This is a genomic window from Streptomyces camponoticapitis, from assembly GCF_014646115.1.
Classification (GTDB): domain Bacteria; phylum Actinomycetota; class Actinomycetes; order Streptomycetales; family Streptomycetaceae; genus Streptomyces; species Streptomyces camponoticapitis.
Genome location: NZ_BMMV01000082.1, coordinates 1 through 516, shown reverse-complemented (window position 1 = coordinate 516; position 516 = coordinate 1). Strand labels below are relative to the sequence as shown.

The following is a 516-nucleotide window of genomic DNA, read 5'->3' as shown; positions in this document are numbered from 1 at the left end:
CTCGGGCTTCGTGAGCGCCATCGAGTCCGTGCTGCGCGGCCAGAAGCCGCACCGCCGCTGGGCGACGATGGCCTTCTCTGGCGCGACGGCCCCTCCCGGCTGGAAGCAGAACGCCAACTCCCCGTTCCGTATCGGCATCACCAACGCGGGCGTCGGTCACACGGCGGGCACGATCGGCGGCGTCAATGTCGAGTCGCGCGGCGGTGACGGTGTGGTCGTGGGCAAGCGCGCCCGCGGGTACAGCAATGGCTTGTTCAACAGCCGGTACGGCTTCACGCCGGCGTCGAAGTACGACCAGGGTGGCTGGCTTCACCCCGGCATCACCGCCGCGGTGAACGCCACCGGGCAGCCAGAGGCGGTCCTCACGGCAAGCCAGTGGCGCGTCGCCCAATCCGCCATGGCGGGCGGCGGAAGCCCGGCGAGATTCGAGGGGGATCTGTACCTCGACTCGGGCGAGTTCCTCGGCAAGGTCCGAGGTGAGGCTGCGCAGGTCGTAGATGGCAGCCTCACTCGAAT

At 69.4% G+C, this 516-nt stretch carries 1 pseudogene; it reads left to right on the top strand.

The features are described 5' to 3' along the window. A pseudogene (locus IEY79_RS37935) lies at positions 1-516 on the top strand (hypothetical protein); the annotation flags it as partial.